A 14,512-nucleotide genomic window follows, 5' to 3' on the forward strand; every position below is an offset into this window, starting at 1 on the left:
GTTCTTGATATATGTCTTTTGTGCTCTATGCTTTAAGTGTCAATATTTTTAGTTGATATGTATCGCTTTTGTCTAAGCAGCTATTGCAGAGATTTTCAGGAGATGATAATGAATCAAATTCAAAAAAGTACCTATGATGCAATTTTGAAAGGTGTGGGTTTGGGTGAGCCAGTTGGTAACTCAATTTCTATTGATAATACAAGAGCTCCAGCGATTTGTTCTGCATTCGCTGTTGATGATGTTGCTGCTGGGTCATGTGCTGCATTAGCGCACCTAGCAAACATATACGGTCAGGCAATTGGACATCCAGAGCAAACTGCATTTATAGATCGACGCCATGCAGGAAATTCATTAAATAGCGTAGCTTGGCATTTTCAAAATGATTGGCAGCTTGATATCCGCGTAGTACATACTGATATTAATGGTTTTTTTGAAACAAAAGACAGCAGAAGAATTATCTATAACGGGGCTTATCCACATTTACGGAAAATTGTACTAGATTATTTAGGTGTTCCTAATGATCATAACAGAATTGCTAAAGCGACCAAACAGTATAATGCGCTTGATCTGGAGCATGAATTGTCTCAGTTGGGTGCATGTGTTGCGATGGTTAGGAGTAAAGCAGAGTGGCTGGAACATGATCAAGGGAAGCTGCTAAGTGCGTTACCTGTGATCACACTGAACAAAATTCATGACTCAGAAGTTATTTCTATTAAAAAAGCATCAAGGTTATTAGAAGGTATTAAAGTACTTGATTTAAGTAAAGTGGTGGCCGGACCTACTGTGGCAAGAATGTTGGCAGACCATGGGGCAAGTGTGATACATTTGCGTCACCCTTATCAGGATCTGATTTATCCATTTGACATTGAAACAAGTTACGGCAAAGTGAATAGCTATATGGATTTTACACGTGCGGGATGTAACGAGCGGTTTGAAGAGCTTATAAGTGAATGCAATGTGTTTTCTACAGGCTATCGTTTTGGTGGACTTAAACACTTGGGATTTGATATTGAAAGAGTGTTGAAACTGAATCCAAATTTAATTCATGTGCATATGAATGCATATGGCTTTAGTGGACCATGGGCTGAAAAAAGAGGATTTGAACAGCTTGCCCAATCTGTTACAGGTGCAGCAGCATTTCAAGGAGGAGGGATAGACAGTCCACAATTAGTCCCGGCCTATATGAATGATTACCTAACAGGATATCTAGGTACGATTGGTGTGTTGGCAGCCCTTTATAAGCAGCTCTCAGAGGGAGGTGCTTGGCAGGTGGATGTTTCACTTGCAAGGACATGTATGTTTGTTATGGAGCAGGGGCATGTTAGCTATGATGAGCAAAAAGATAGCTCATTAGGTGAGATGAGGGATTGGTTGGTGGATCAGGTTGGACCATTAGGAACTTTGACTAGACTAAAACCTGTAATTGACTATTCTCATATGCCTTGTTATTCCTCTATAACAGGAACGGCTCCTGGAACGCATATGGCTGTTTGGAATGGAGTTGCCGACCCAGGTTATCCGCCTCATTACCCAACCAAGCGCTTTGAACATCTAAAACTAATAGGCGATATGACATTGCGTTAGCTTTCATTTATCTGTTTGCATATTAAAAGCATTAAGCGTAAATGCAACCAATGAATAATAGCCAATAATGGCAATGATCTCAACAAGCGTTTTTTCACCAAAAATCTCAGCCGATTGAGCATAAAGCATATCACTTATGCCTGTTTTATCTAAAGTGGATTTGGCTATTTTATATAAAAGCAATTGGCGATCATTAGCAAAATCAGGTGTTAGGCCGTCTTTAAGAGCCTTGCATACAGTGTTTGATAGTCCACTTTGTAGAGCAATGGGATGATGGATTTGCCATTCCCCTTTACATTGCCAGAAACTGGCCGTAATTAAGATAAGTAACTCAGACTCCTCAGGGTTTAAACTTGTATGATAGCGGCATACCTCTCCTAAGGCTTGTGCTTTCTCGCCAAGCTTGGGGCTTAGTAACCACGCAGAAAATGGACCATCCAAATTTCCTCGGCTTTTTAAGATACTGTCACGTAGCTGTTTTTGTTGCGCAGTAAGATTATCCTCTAAAATGCTTTTAAGTCGTGATTGCATACTCTTCTCCACTTTTCATTAAAAACTATAGTGTTTGCTGTCACTATTTCAAGTATTGTGCAGGGCGGAAGAGATGCCCCAAGGCAAATAGTGGTTGATAACTAAAAAAAGTAATTAAATGCAAACGGCCGAATACGATGGCAATGTTTACGTATCAAATTTGATTTTGGAGGAAAGTGTGGCAGTAATCTCAGCGGTGCTTAGCACCATTTTTTTTTGGGAATTGCTTTGCCATTTTTAAAGTAATGTGGGGACTATAATGAAGTTTTTGCTCTTAACTAACGAGGGCAAAGCTCTGCGCCACTGAAGAAAAATGCAATTTCTTCTTTTGCAGTTTCTTCTGCATCAGAGCCGTGAACAGCATTTGCATCAATGCTGTCAGCGAAATCTGCGCGAATTGTGCCAGGTTCTGCTTCTTTTGGATTGGTTGCGCCCATAAGCTCACGGTTTTTGCTAATGGCGTTATCACCTTCTAGAACCTGAATCATGACAGGGCCTGAGATCATGAACTTCACTAAATCAGCATAGAAAGGACGCTCTTTGTGCACAGCATAAAATTCACCGGCTTCTTTTTCAGAAAGGTGCTTCATTTTAGCAGCAACAATTTCTAAGCCTGCTTTTTCAAAGCGTGCATAAATGTCACCAATAACGTTTTTAGCAACAGCGTCTGGTTTGATGATTGATAGGGTTCTTTGCTTGCTCATATTATTTCTCCTAATTTATTTAATATGGTGGAAAGTTTTAATTGCTCGAGATTATACAAATGAGCGCTAAAATTGCAAAGTTTTTATTCTGATGGAAAATGGTTGTTTTTATGATAAGTTTTTGCTTCACACTTTTTCTCTCATCCGTTAGAATGGCAGCACTTTTTGTGCGCGTAGCTGTTTTTATTCTGAGAAAAACGTATATACTGTAGGATACGTTATTGCGCAGAGCAGCTGTGTACTAATATATGAGAAGAAAAAGGAAAGCAAAAATATGAATAAATATTTATATTTTTTCGTATCTAAAGCTAGGTCACTGTTGGGCTTGTCCAGATCTAGTGAACGTCACTCAAATAGCGTTGTTACAGAAAATGTCAACAAGAGAAAACGCCTCAATATTAAATCACTAATATTGGCGTTTTTTTTATTGCCTGCGACAGTGCTTTTAGCTGGGTGTGATTCGGGAATGATAGATCCACAGGGGCCAGTTGCTTCTTATGAGCTTAAACTGTTAATTTTTGCAACAGTGCTAATGCTTATTGTTGTAATCCCTGTCATATTCCTAACGCTCTGGTTCGCTTGGCGTTATCGCGCTTCTGCGACAGACTCAAAATACAAACCTGAATGGTCACATAGTACCAAGCTTGAGATAATCTGGTGGGCAATCCCGTGCGTGATTATTTTGATTCTTGCGATTGTGACTTGGGTGACAACGCATAAGCTGAATCCGTATAAGCCGCTTGATTCAGATAAAAAGCCAGTTGAAATTCAAGTGATTGCACTTGACTGGAAGTGGTTGTTTATCTATCCAGAGTATAAAATTGCGACAGTGAATTATATTGAAATCCCAACGCATAGACCAATTAATTTCAAAATTAGTTCTGCGGCGCCAATGAACTCATTTCTCATTCCGCAACTAGGTGGTCAAATCTATGCTATGACTGGCATGACAACACAGCTTCATTTGTTAGCAAGCAATGAAGGCAAGTACCGTGGTTTCTCTGCAAACTATACGGGAACTGGGTTTGCGCATATGGAGTTCTATGCTAAAGCAACTTCTGAGGAAGGCTTTAACAAATGGGTAAAACAGGTGAAAGCAAGTCAAAAAGATTTAACTTGGAATTATTTCTGGGATCACCTTGTTAAGCGTTCAATAGATAATCCTGTTACTTACTACGGTACTGTAGATAAAAATTTGTTCCAGGATGTCGTTATGAGCTATATGATGCCGGATTATAAACCGGGCATGATGATGCACCATCATATGCATATGAGTCATTAAGTCGATTTGATAAGTAATAGGAAAAGAAAATGTTAGAAACATTAATTGGAAGGCTAAGTAATCCGCACGAGGTGTTTCCATACCTCTATGAGCCGGTTAGTCAACAGTTGATTATCTTAGGGATGTTTGTCTTTATTGTGATCGCTGGAATTGTGTTGGTAGGTGGTATTACCTATTTTAAAAAATGGGGTATGCTATGGCGTGATTGGATCACGACAGTCGACCATAAGAAAATTGGGATTATGTATATAATCGTTGCACTTGTGATGCTCTTTAGAGGGTTTGTTGATGCAGCGATGATGAGAACACAGCAGGCATTGGCCTCGGGCTCTTCGCATGGTTATTTGATTCCAGAGCATTTCGATCAGATTTTCACTGCTCACGGTGTAATTATGATCTTCTTTGTGGCGATGCCACTGATGTTCGGTTTGATCAATATTGCCGTGCCGCTTCAAATTGGCGCACGCGATGTTGCCTTTCCTTATTTGAACGCACTTAGCTTTTGGCTGTTTGTTGTTGGGGTGATCTTGGCAAATATGTCACTGTTAATTGGTGATTTTGCGCATACTGGTTGGTTGGCGTATCCACCATTTTCGGAGACCGCTTACAGCCCCGGGGTAGGTGTCGATTATTATATATGGGCCGTACAGATATCGGGTATTGGCTCATTAATGTCAGGGATTAACTTTTTTGTGACCATCATTAAAATGCGTTGCAAAGGCATGGGCCTAATGAAAATGCCTGTTTTCACATGGACAGCACTTTGTGCAATGATCCTTGTGATCGCGGCTTTCCCTGTGTTGACCGTTACTTTGGCATTATTAACATTAGATAGATATCTTGATTTCCATTTCTTCACCACAAGCTTTGGTGGTGATCAGATGATGTATGTTAATTTGATCTGGATTTGGGGTCACCCAGAAGTATATATCCTTATCTTGCCAGCATTTGGTATATTCTCAGAAGTTGCAGCGACATTCTCGCAAAAACGACTCTTTGGTTATGCGACTATGGTCTGGGCGACGATTGCTATTACAATTCTTTCATTTACCGTTTGGCTGCATCACTTCTTTACAATGGGTGCGGGGGCCAACGTCAATGCGTTCTTTGGTGTGATGACAATGATTATTGCGATCCCAACTGGGGTGAAAATCTTTAACTGGCTTTTCACAATGTTCAGAGGGCGCATTATCTTTAAAACACCAATGTACTGGTTGATTGGTTTTATTATCACATTCTCTATCGGTGGCATGACAGGTGTATTATTGTCTGTTCCGGGTGTTGACTTCCAAATGCACAACAGTGTGTTTCTTATCGCTCACTTCCATAATGTTATTATTGGTGGGGTGGTATTTGGTTATTTCGCAGGGCTTATCTATTGGTTCCCGAAAATGTTTGGCTTCACTTTGAATGAGCGCTTAGGTAAGTATTCTTTCTGGTGTTGGATTATTGGCTTTTTCGTTGCCTTTATGCCGCTTTACTACCTTGGTGCAAAAGGCATGACAAGACGCTTATATCACTATGATGCCTCTACTGGTTTCCAACCGTGGTTAATTGTTGCTTGGTGTGGTGCAATGCTGATTGCTTTGGGTATTTTCTTCCAAGTGCTACAGATCATTGTCAGTATCAAAGATAGACATAAAAACCGCGATGTAACAGGTGATCCGTGGAATGGGCGTACATTGGAGTGGTCAACAGCGTCTCCTGCTCAGTTCTATAACTTCCCGCATGATCCTGTGGCCAATGAGCGCGATTCTTTCTGGGAACAGAAGCAAAAAGGTCTTAATACACAAGATGAACCAATTGATACACCGCAAACCTATCAAGATATTCATATGCCAAGAAATACCAGTATTTCATTCTTTATCGGCTTTTTCTCCTTGGTATTTGGATTTGCAGCTATCTGGCATATCTGGTGGTTAGCTATTGTAGGGTTGGCTGGAATTTTAGTTTCAGTACTGATTCGCTCTTTTGACTATGATATTGACTATTTTGTGAAAGCAAAAGAAGTACAAGAGGTCGAAGAGGAACGCGAAAAATTAAAAGAAAAGGTGATAGCATGAGCGCAGCTGTAGCAGATAATCATCACGGGGAGCATGAGCACCACTTTGATGGCTCAAACCGCGTGTTTGGTTTTTGGGTGTACATTATGAGTGACTGTGTGTTATTCGCAACGTTGTTTGCCGTATACGCAGTTTTCCATACACATACATTTGGTGGACCAAGTGGCAAAGAATTATTTGATCTGCCATTTGTTTTTATTGAAACATTATTTCTTCTTTTCAGTAGCTTCACCTTTGGTTTAGCAATGCTTTCCAGAAACTCAGGTAGTGTCGCACGTGTCACAGGCTGGCTTTGGGTGACTGCTATTTTGGGTATTTGCTTTATTGCAATGGAGATTTATGAGTTTCACCATCTATACGTAGAAGGACATTACTGGGCATCGAGCGCGTTTCTTTCGTCATTCTTTGCTTTGGTAGGAACGCATGGTCTTCATGTGACTTTAGGTATTGTTTGGATTATCAGCATGATTTTCCAATTGAAAAAGCATGGTATGACGCCTTTAACAAAAACGAAACTAACTTATTTAGGTTTGTTCTGGCATTTCTTGGATATCGTGTGGATTTTTGTTTTCTCCGTTGTTTATTTAATGGGAGCAATATAGTATGAGCGAGCATTTATACGATAAAGACACCGGTGCAGCTTATGGGACATATAAGTCCTATATCACAGGGTTTCTTCTCTCAATCATCATTACGGTAGTGGCTTTTGCGTTAGTGGGCTTTAAGGTATTTCCCCCAGTAGGTTTATACATTTCAGTCGCTGTGTTGGCATTATTGCAGTTCTATGTGCAGCTGGTTTTCTTTTTGCACTTGAGCACAGATTCAAAAGCACGCTGGAATATGATTAGCTTTATATTCACGCTTGTTGTGGTAATTATTCTTCTTGTTGGTACGTTATGGATCATGTTCAATCTTTACACCATGATGATGTGAGCCGGGTAAAGCAATTGATATCCCTGACTAAACCAGGGATAATATTTGGTAATGTCGTCACTTTGTGTGGTGGCTATTTCTTAGAGGCCGATGGCCTTTTTTCTTGGTTATCATTTCTTTCAGTGCTATTTGGTATGGCATTTGTGATTGCTTGTGGCTGTGTGCTGAATAACTATATTGATCGAGATATCGATAAGCTGATGAGTCGTACACAAAAAAGGCCTTCTGCTTGTGGTTTGATTTCTTTAAAGTTTGCATTGAGCTATGCCTTTATACTCGGCGTTCTTGGCTTTTTATTTTTGTATATTGGTACAAACCTTCTGACCATGTTGGTGGCGGCTATAGGTTTGTTTACTTATGTCGTAGCTTATACACTTTGGTTTAAAAGAAGCTCTACTTTTGGCACAATTGTCGGGGCAATCTCTGGTGCTGTGCCGCCTGTCATTGGCTACACGGCGGTGGTGAATCAGTTCAATGAAGTCGCTGTTGTTTTGTTTTTGATATTGTTCTGCTGGCAAATGCCACACTTTTTTGCCATTGCGATTTATCGTAAGGGCGATTACAAGGCTGCAAATATTCCTGTATTGCCATTGAAGCGAAGCATGCGCTATACAAAAATGAATATGATGGTGTTTATTGTTTTGTATGTGGCGGCGACACTCGCGCTAAGCGCTGTAGCAAATACCCATTTATTATATCTTGCCTCAGCATTAATTATGGGGTTAGTCTGGCTGATCCTGGGTGTGCAGGGCTTTTATACGGAAGATACGGTCAAATGGGCGCGGAAAGTTTTTATCTATTCAATTATTAATATTACTATTCTCTCTATCATGATGATGGTGTAGCCTCTAGTCTTGGTTGTCTTCTTGGGCAATTGAAAGTGCAATTGCTTCGTTAATAGAGAAATTGCACTGCATAATAAGGATGATCTTGTTGTTAAGATAAGTTACTCTCACCATGTGGTAAGAGAAGTATTGCGTAAGATGTTATAAACTCGGCAAGGTATTTGTTAGAGTGGCAACCTCTAAAAGAATCATGATTACAGCAATAATCAGAATAATAAGTAAATGGAGTTTACTGAGTCCTTTATGATTATTTTCTCTCGTTCTAATAACCCAAGCCATTGCAGCGGGTAAACCAATCAGTAGAATTGCAACGAATATGCTCGCGTATCCGAGGGCTGTTTTAAAGCCATTTGGGTAGAAAACCGCAAATAAAAGTGGTGGTAAAAAGGTAATAATAAAGGCAATTATTCGGGTGATATGGTTTTGTCTTTGTAGCTTATAAGTATCACGATTAAAGTCAAATAGTCCAAGTGTTACACCTAAAAACGAGGTGGTGACAGCGATGGCTTCAAATGCATAAGCAAACTTGCCGACAAAAGAGCTATGATAGCTTGAAACAATACCAGCGGTAATATTATTGGAGGTGATAATATCATGAAAGCCACCTTCTCCAAAAAGTGGAATAGAGCCTAAAGTTGTCGCACACCATAAGATATAAATAATAAGTGGAATAAAACTGCCGAAGATAATGGCGCGTCTTAGCACTTGTCTATCTGAGTCTACATAGGTTCTAAGTGTTGGAATAATATGATGGAAACCAAAGGAAGTAATCAAAATAGGAAAAGTGATCCAGATATAGTTGAAATTAGGTGTTTGCGTATTGATGTAACTTGCTTTAACTGCTGGCAATATAGCAATGATAAAGGCAAAAAAGGCGATAAATTTAAGGAGCATTAGAACTTTATTCGCATGGTCAACAGCCGTTGTGCCTAAATAAACAAATAGCCCAAGAATCATAATAAATAGTAGGCTGTTCAGCCAGTCAGGTCCGTGGATGTTGAGCATATTAAGACCGCTTGCAACCAAATTTCCCCCGCCTGCTGAATAGGCAGCAGTAAGAGAATAAAGAAGAAGTAAGTAACAGACCCAAGTGATGCTTTGCCCTGCTTTCCCAAGCGTTAAATAAGCCATGCGGCTAAAGTTGGTGCCGTTGTCCATCGTAAGGTTAACATCAGCCAATAAAAGTGCGCTTTGCATCATAATAAACCATGTCACAATAAGCAAAATACTGGCAAGCCAAAAGCCGCTTCCAGCAACCGTGGCTGGGATAGCAAGCATGCCGGCGCCAATACTTGTTCCAGTAATAATCATGGCCGACCCAAAGCCTTTAGATGATAAAATCATGAAGAACCCTCGTAAGATGTTTGGGGTATTTTAGCGCTCAGTATTATCAGATGCAATCGCAGCAGTATCAAAGCTGTTAAGAGGCTCTGCAAAATGCCTTGTCAGTGATATACTAATAAAATCATCATTGAGACTATTAGCTTACATTTAGTGAAACCTATTTTTATAAATGACTATAGTGTGTTGTGCGCTTTGGGTGGCGATAAGGCGGAAATTGCGAATAATCTTTTTCAGGCAAAAAGTCCGCTTGTTCCATATGATGAATTGCTCACATCGCGTCCTGCCTGTGTGGGTAAAGTATCCTCAAAGCTTGAGAATTTCACGAAATACCCTGAGCATTACTGTCGCAATAATCGTTTGTTATTCACTGCGTATTTACAGGTTCAGAAAACCATTGAGCAGATGAAAGTCAGATATGGAACACATCGAATCGGCATTATTCTTGGCACCAGCACCTCAGGAATTCTTGAAGGTGAGCATGCATACCAGTACTTTAAAGAGAAGCATGTTATGCCAGATGCGTTTGATTACCATCAGCAGGAGCTGGGTCAAATTTCAGTCTTTCTGTCAAAAATCTCAGGGGTGCTTGGGCCTTCAATGACAGTTTCTACAGCATGCTCATCAAGTGCAAAAGCGCTGATATGTGCAAAAAGATGGATTCAAGCAGGATTGTGTGATGTGGTTATTACAGGTGGTTGTGATACTTTATCAGCATTTCCGCTAAATGGGTTTGATGCGTTAGATTCAATCTCAGCAGGAATTTGTCAGCCTTTTAAACAAGATAGAGACGGTATTAATATTGGCGAAGGTGTTGGGCTTTTTGTGTTATCACAGGAAGAAGGTGAAATTGAGTTTGCAGGCGGTGGTGAGAGCTCTGATGCTTATCATATAACCTCTCCTGACCCAGCTGGCTCTGGCGCTGTAAGGGCAATGGAGTTGGCGCTTAAAGATGCAAAGCTTGATATAAGTGATGTGGGTTATATGAATGCGCATGGTACGGCAACGTTGAAAAATGATCAAATGGAGGCAAAAGCTATTTCACAGGTGCTTGGCGCAGAGGTGCCTTGTAGCTCAACAAAGCCTTTAACTGGCCACACGCTTGGCGCGGCAAGTGCTGTTGAGTTTGCTCTATGTGCATTATCATTATCAAATGAGTATAATCCCAAAAGATACTTACCATTTCAGTTAGATAATGGGAACTACGACCCTGATATAGAGCGTATTTATTTAGCAGAGCAAGGGGTAAGCTGGGATAAGCCTGTGTTTATGAGTAACTCTTTTGCCTTTGGTGGTAGTAATGCAACTTTGATTATGAGAAGAAGGTAAATGTATAATTTAGATGATATCTTGCCACAGCAGTATCCTATGCGTCTTATTGACAGGGTAATTAGTGCTGATAAAGAGAGGGTGGTTTGTGAAGCTGTGATTACAGAGGAGCATCTTTTTTATGATCAAGCAATCAATGGTGTCTACCACTGGGTTGGAATTGAAATGATGGCTCAAGCATCTGCGGTGTTGGCTTATTTTCAAGCAGAGGGCGCACTTAGAAGAAAAAGAAATGGCTTTTTAATGAGTGTGAGAAGTTGCACAAGTAAAAAACAACAATTTGATTGTGATCAAATACTAACAGTCATCAGTCAAAAGGTGATGATAGAGAATCCTGTGGGTGTATTTAGTGGGCAAATTTTAGATACTACAGGGCAGCTATTAAGTAGCGGGCGCTTTAGTGCGTATCAACCCTCAGAGGATGAATTTGAGAGAATATTACAAGGTCAAAAGACAATATGAAAAAAGTATTAGTAACAGGCGCAAGTAAGGGCATTGGGCAAGCTTCGGCTATTTTGCTGGCAAAATCAGGCTTTGAGGTCGTGGTTCATTACAATAAAGACATTGAAGGTGCAAATAACACGCTTGATATGATCAAAAAAGCAAATGGCGCTGGCAGCATTATGTGTTTTGATGTATCTGATCGTGTGCAAACAAAAGAAGCGTTAGAGACGTATATGGAAGCAAATGGTGCTTTTTATGGTGTTGTTAATAGCGCTGGGATTGTGGATGATGTTGTTTTCCCTTCGATGACAGAAACGAGCTGGGATCGAGTTATCCATACCAATTTAGATAGCTTTTATAATGTGATTCAGCCCTGTGTTCTGCCGATGATTCAACTTAGACAAGGGGGCAGGATCGTGACTTTATCTTCTGTCTCTGGTGTGATGGGGAATCAAGGGCAAGTTAATTATAGTGCAGCAAAAGCCGGGATCATAGGTGCAACAAAGGCTTTGGCGCTTGAGCTTGCGAAAAGAAAAATCACCGTGAATTGCATAGCGCCTGGGTTAATTGATACTGATATGACTCAAAAATTAGAGCACAGAGGTGAAATTGAGCGTCATATTCCAATGAGGCGAGCAGGGACAGTGCTAGAGGTGGCTTCATTGGTTAATTATTTGTTTTCTCCCGAGGCTTCATACATTACTCGCCAAGTGATTTCAGTAAATGGAGGGCTGGTATGACAAGACGTGTTGTGATTACAGGGTTTGGTGGTGTGACGGCACTTGGAGATAACTGGCAAAGCATTAAGCAAAATATGTTGACAGCTCAAACAGCCATCCGTTCGATTGAAAAGTGGAAAGAGATAAAGGGGCTTCATACATCGCTTGGTGCGCCAATTGAAAATTTTAATATGCCTGAGCATTATACAAGAAAAGCGCTAAGAGGCATGGGAAGAGTGGCAAGGCTTGCAACCTTAAGTGCAGAAAAAGCGCTTATGGACGCTGAGGTGCTTTCAAATCAGTCATTACTGGAGAATGGCAGAGTTGGTATTGCTTATGGCTCTTGCTCGGGAAGTACCGATGCACTTTGTGATTTGATTAAGATAAGCACTGAAAAAACACTTGCGAATGTCAGCGCAACCACCTATGTCAAATCCATGAGTCATACCTGTGCGGTGAATATTGCATTATATTTTGGCTTAACAGGACGTGTTATTCCAACTTCAAGTGCCTGCACTTCTAGCTCTCAGGCGATTGGATATGCCTATGAAAGTATTAAATTTGGTCTGCAAGATATGATGCTGGCAGGTGGTGCAGAGGAGCTTTGCCCAAGTCAGGTATCTATATTTGATACGTTATTTGCAACAAGTCAGAAAAATGATACCCCAGAGCTAACACCAAGAGCTTTTGATCGAGATAGAGATGGTCTTGTTATTGGAGAGGGCGGTGTGACTTTAATTCTAGAAGAGTATGAACATGCGCTTAAACGTGGGGCAAAAATGTATGCTGAGGTTGTTGGATTTGGAACCAACTGTGATGCACGTCATATTACACAGCCGACGGCAGATCAGATGGCAAAAGCATTAAAGATTGCTTTACAGGATGCTTATATCTCAGCAGAAAAAATTGAGTATATTTCAGCGCATGGAACAGCTACAGATCGCGGTGATGTTGCTGAATCTCATGCAACGATGCAAGTGATGGGAACAAAAACACCGTTAAGCTCATTAAAAGGATACTTTGGGCACACATTGGGTGCTTGTGGTGCGCTTGAGCTCTGGCTAAGCACAATGATGATGAGGGAGGGTTGCCTTATACCAACTGCAAATCTGGAAAATATTGATCCTGAATGTGCAGCGCTTGATTACATCATTGATCAGCCAAGAGAGAAAAGCTGTCAATATATGATGAGTAATAATTTTGCCTTTGGTGGAATTAATACGTCGATTATTTTAAAAAATATCGCATAAACTATGATCGCTGTTTATATTGTCCCTGTCGCTGATATAGATTTGACAGTGCTGTCACTGCCAGATGAGATACATTTAAATGCACAAAAGTTTAAACATCCTAAGAAACGATCTGAATACCTTGTTTCACAGTGGATTCGCCGAGATGTTTTGTTGAAATATTATAATGTAGAGTTAAATCAACAGTCTTTTTATTACAGCGAAAAAGGGCGCCCTTATCTTGAAAATAGCGTTATTGATTTTAATATCAGTCATACGGATCAATATGTATTAATGGCTGTTTCAGCTCAGCAAATGGTTGGCATTGATGTGCAGTCAGTGAAAGAAAAAACAGATGTATTGTCGATTGCGAAACACTATTTTTCACCGAGTGAATACAAGATGCTAAGCTCGCTTAGTGAAAAGGTACAAAAAGAAAGGTTCTATCAAATATGGACGCTCAAAGAGGCAAGTTTAAAGCTGACAGGGGAAGGCATTGCTAATGGGCTTGTGAGCTATAGTTTCTTTGTGGAAAATCATACCCTTGTTAGTGATAAAACCTCTAAAAGTAAAGATATTTATTATTATAGTGGCAAGCTGAGTGAGAATATATTGCTGTCTTTGGCAAGTAATAAACCTATTAAGCAGCTTGAAATATATTGCTTTAGCGATAAGGGTTGGCAAAGGAGTCAATTAAGTGTTTTTAACGCAGTGAAATAGGCGGATAGATACAAGGGTAAATGATGAAAAAAAGAGGGTGTTTGTTTTATTTACATGTCATGATGCTGCTGATATCAGCGGTGCTTGGCTTGCTGTCAGTAATACTGGGGGCGTATATTGCCCATGGCGTGTTGGGCGCAAGTCAAAAGCTAATGCATAACCTTACAACTGCGCTTAACTATCATCAGCTCTACGCTATGATGAGTTTTTTGATATTGCTTTACTCGATAAGTTTAAAGCAGCGCTCGTGTTTGCTGCTCTTTGCAAGTGCCTGTTTTATTGTTGGTATTGTTTTATTTTCATTTGGGATATATGGTGCAAATTTATGGCATATTGATTCTGCGCTTCATTTTACCCCGATCGGTGGCAGCTTATTTATGCTTGGTTGGCTTATATTATGCCTTTATATAGTTAGACTTTTAAAGATAAAGCCTTGAGTATTTGGACTTAAACAAAAGGTCTTTTTACATATGCAGATCTTGATGTAAGTGGTATTTTTCAGCTTGGTCTTTTAGATGCTGAGTTGAAATATTATAAGTGTATACACTGCCAGCTGCTCCAAGCGCTTTAATTGCAAATCGCATAACTTTTTTCATGTTATCCTCACATTTTGATTAACTATTGTACACACTGTCCATCGTAATAGAGTTTATACGCTTTGTCTGTTTCAAGTGTGTATTGGTGTGTATATGTTTTGTTACAATCCAAAGGTCAGTAAAAATACACCCAGCCAATTGCGTTTCTAAAAAAACACTTTAAAATAGGGTAAACTCAGCAAGGTGAAAATT

16 protein-coding genes are annotated in these 14,512 nt (G+C 40.1%); 12 read left to right on the forward strand and 4 right to left on the reverse strand.

Annotated elements, in window-relative coordinates:
• Positions 1-108 precede the first annotated feature (108 nt).
• On the forward strand, positions 109-1,584 hold the full coding sequence (locus tag A37Q_RS0103695) for a CoA transferase (protein ID WP_018298925.1): 1,476 nt from the start codon (positions 109-111) through the stop codon (positions 1,582-1,584).
• Between the two features lie 3 nt (positions 1,585-1,587).
• Here A37Q_RS0103695 and A37Q_RS0103700 read toward each other — a convergent pair whose 3' ends face one another.
• Together A37Q_RS0103700 and ndk are read right to left on the reverse strand one after the other, a co-directional pair.
• Complete coding sequence (locus A37Q_RS0103700; protein WP_018298926.1) at positions 1,588-2,115, reverse strand: carboxymuconolactone decarboxylase family protein; 528 nt, start codon at positions 2,113-2,115, stop codon at positions 1,588-1,590.
• A gap of 278 nt (positions 2,116-2,393) precedes the next feature.
• The gene (gene ndk / locus A37Q_RS0103705; RefSeq protein ID WP_018298927.1) at positions 2,394-2,819 is read right to left on the reverse strand and encodes a nucleoside-diphosphate kinase; all 426 of its coding nucleotides are present in this window, start codon (positions 2,817-2,819) and stop codon (positions 2,394-2,396) included.
• Between the two features lie 274 nt (positions 2,820-3,093).
• Between ndk and cyoA the strand changes: the two genes are divergently transcribed.
• From cyoA to cyoE, 5 genes are read left to right on the forward strand one after another with little or no spacing between them, the layout of a single operon-like run.
• A complete protein-coding gene (gene cyoA / locus A37Q_RS14560) occupies positions 3,094-4,101 on the forward strand; it encodes a ubiquinol oxidase subunit II (protein WP_018298928.1) in 1,008 nt (335 codons plus the stop codon).
• A 29-nt stretch (positions 4,102-4,130) separates the two neighbouring features.
• Positions 4,131-6,164, forward strand: a complete 2,034-nt coding sequence (cyoB, locus tag A37Q_RS0103715) for a cytochrome o ubiquinol oxidase subunit I (protein WP_018298929.1) — start codon at positions 4,131-4,133, stop codon at positions 6,162-6,164.
• Positions 6,161-6,766 carry a cytochrome o ubiquinol oxidase subunit III gene (cyoC, locus tag A37Q_RS0103720; protein ID WP_018298930.1) on the forward strand — a complete coding sequence of 202 codons (606 nt, stop codon included), beginning with the start codon at positions 6,161-6,163 and terminating at the stop codon, positions 6,764-6,766. Before cyoB ends, cyoC begins: the two co-directional genes overlap by 4 nt.
• Before the next feature lies 1 nt (position 6,767).
• Positions 6,768-7,097: a cytochrome o ubiquinol oxidase subunit IV gene (gene cyoD, locus A37Q_RS0103725; protein WP_018298931.1), complete on the forward strand. Its 330-nt coding sequence runs from the start codon at positions 6,768-6,770 to the stop codon at positions 7,095-7,097.
• Positions 7,061-7,942: a heme o synthase gene (cyoE, locus tag A37Q_RS0103730; protein ID WP_018298932.1), complete on the forward strand. Its 882-nt coding sequence runs from the start codon at positions 7,061-7,063 to the stop codon at positions 7,940-7,942. Before cyoD ends, cyoE begins: the two co-directional genes overlap by 37 nt.
• 141 nt (positions 7,943-8,083) lie before the next feature.
• On the opposite strand, the gene A37Q_RS0103735 is transcribed toward cyoE, so the two are convergent.
• Positions 8,084-9,286 (reverse strand): amino acid permease, encoded by a 1,203-nt coding sequence (locus A37Q_RS0103735; RefSeq protein ID WP_018298933.1) that lies wholly within the window; start codon positions 9,284-9,286, stop codon positions 8,084-8,086.
• A 150-nt stretch (positions 9,287-9,436) separates the two neighbouring features.
• On the opposite strand from A37Q_RS0103735, the gene A37Q_RS0103740 reads away from it, so the two are divergent.
• Genes A37Q_RS0103740 through A37Q_RS0103765 form a run of 6 tightly spaced genes read left to right on the forward strand, consistent with a single transcriptional unit; the run spans position 9,437 to position 14,161 of the window.
• The gene (locus A37Q_RS0103740) at positions 9,437-10,612 is read left to right on the forward strand and encodes a beta-ketoacyl-ACP synthase (protein ID WP_018298934.1); all 1,176 of its coding nucleotides are present in this window, start codon (positions 9,437-9,439) and stop codon (positions 10,610-10,612) included.
• Complete coding sequence (locus tag A37Q_RS0103745) at positions 10,613-11,074, forward strand: ApeP family dehydratase (protein WP_018298935.1); 462 nt, start codon at positions 10,613-10,615, stop codon at positions 11,072-11,074.
• Entirely contained in the window at positions 11,071-11,796 is a 726-nt protein-coding gene (gene fabG / locus A37Q_RS0103750) for a 3-oxoacyl-ACP reductase FabG (protein WP_018298936.1), read from the forward strand. The genes A37Q_RS0103745 and fabG overlap by 4 nt, the downstream gene beginning before the upstream one ends.
• Positions 11,793-13,025 (forward strand): beta-ketoacyl-ACP synthase, encoded by a 1,233-nt coding sequence (locus A37Q_RS0103755; RefSeq protein ID WP_018298937.1) that lies wholly within the window; start codon positions 11,793-11,795, stop codon positions 13,023-13,025. The genes fabG and A37Q_RS0103755 overlap by 4 nt, the downstream gene beginning before the upstream one ends.
• A 3-nt stretch (positions 13,026-13,028) precedes the next feature.
• Positions 13,029-13,724, forward strand: coding sequence for a 4'-phosphopantetheinyl transferase family protein (locus A37Q_RS15775; protein WP_018298938.1), 696 nt, complete (start codon positions 13,029-13,031; stop codon positions 13,722-13,724).
• A gap of 23 nt (positions 13,725-13,747) precedes the next feature.
• Positions 13,748-14,161: a DUF423 domain-containing protein gene (locus A37Q_RS0103765; RefSeq protein WP_018298939.1), complete on the forward strand. Its 414-nt coding sequence runs from the start codon at positions 13,748-13,750 to the stop codon at positions 14,159-14,161.
• A gap of 27 nt (positions 14,162-14,188) precedes the next feature.
• Here the strand turns inward: A37Q_RS0103765 and A37Q_RS16520 are convergent, their stop codons facing one another.
• The gene (locus A37Q_RS16520) at positions 14,189-14,320 is read right to left on the reverse strand and encodes a hypothetical protein (protein ID WP_018298940.1); all 132 of its coding nucleotides are present in this window, start codon (positions 14,318-14,320) and stop codon (positions 14,189-14,191) included.
• Positions 14,321-14,512 lie beyond the last annotated feature (192 nt).

This window comes from Fangia hongkongensis FSC776 = DSM 21703, from assembly GCF_000379445.1.
Lineage (GTDB): Bacteria > Pseudomonadota > Gammaproteobacteria > Francisellales > Francisellaceae > Fangia > Fangia hongkongensis.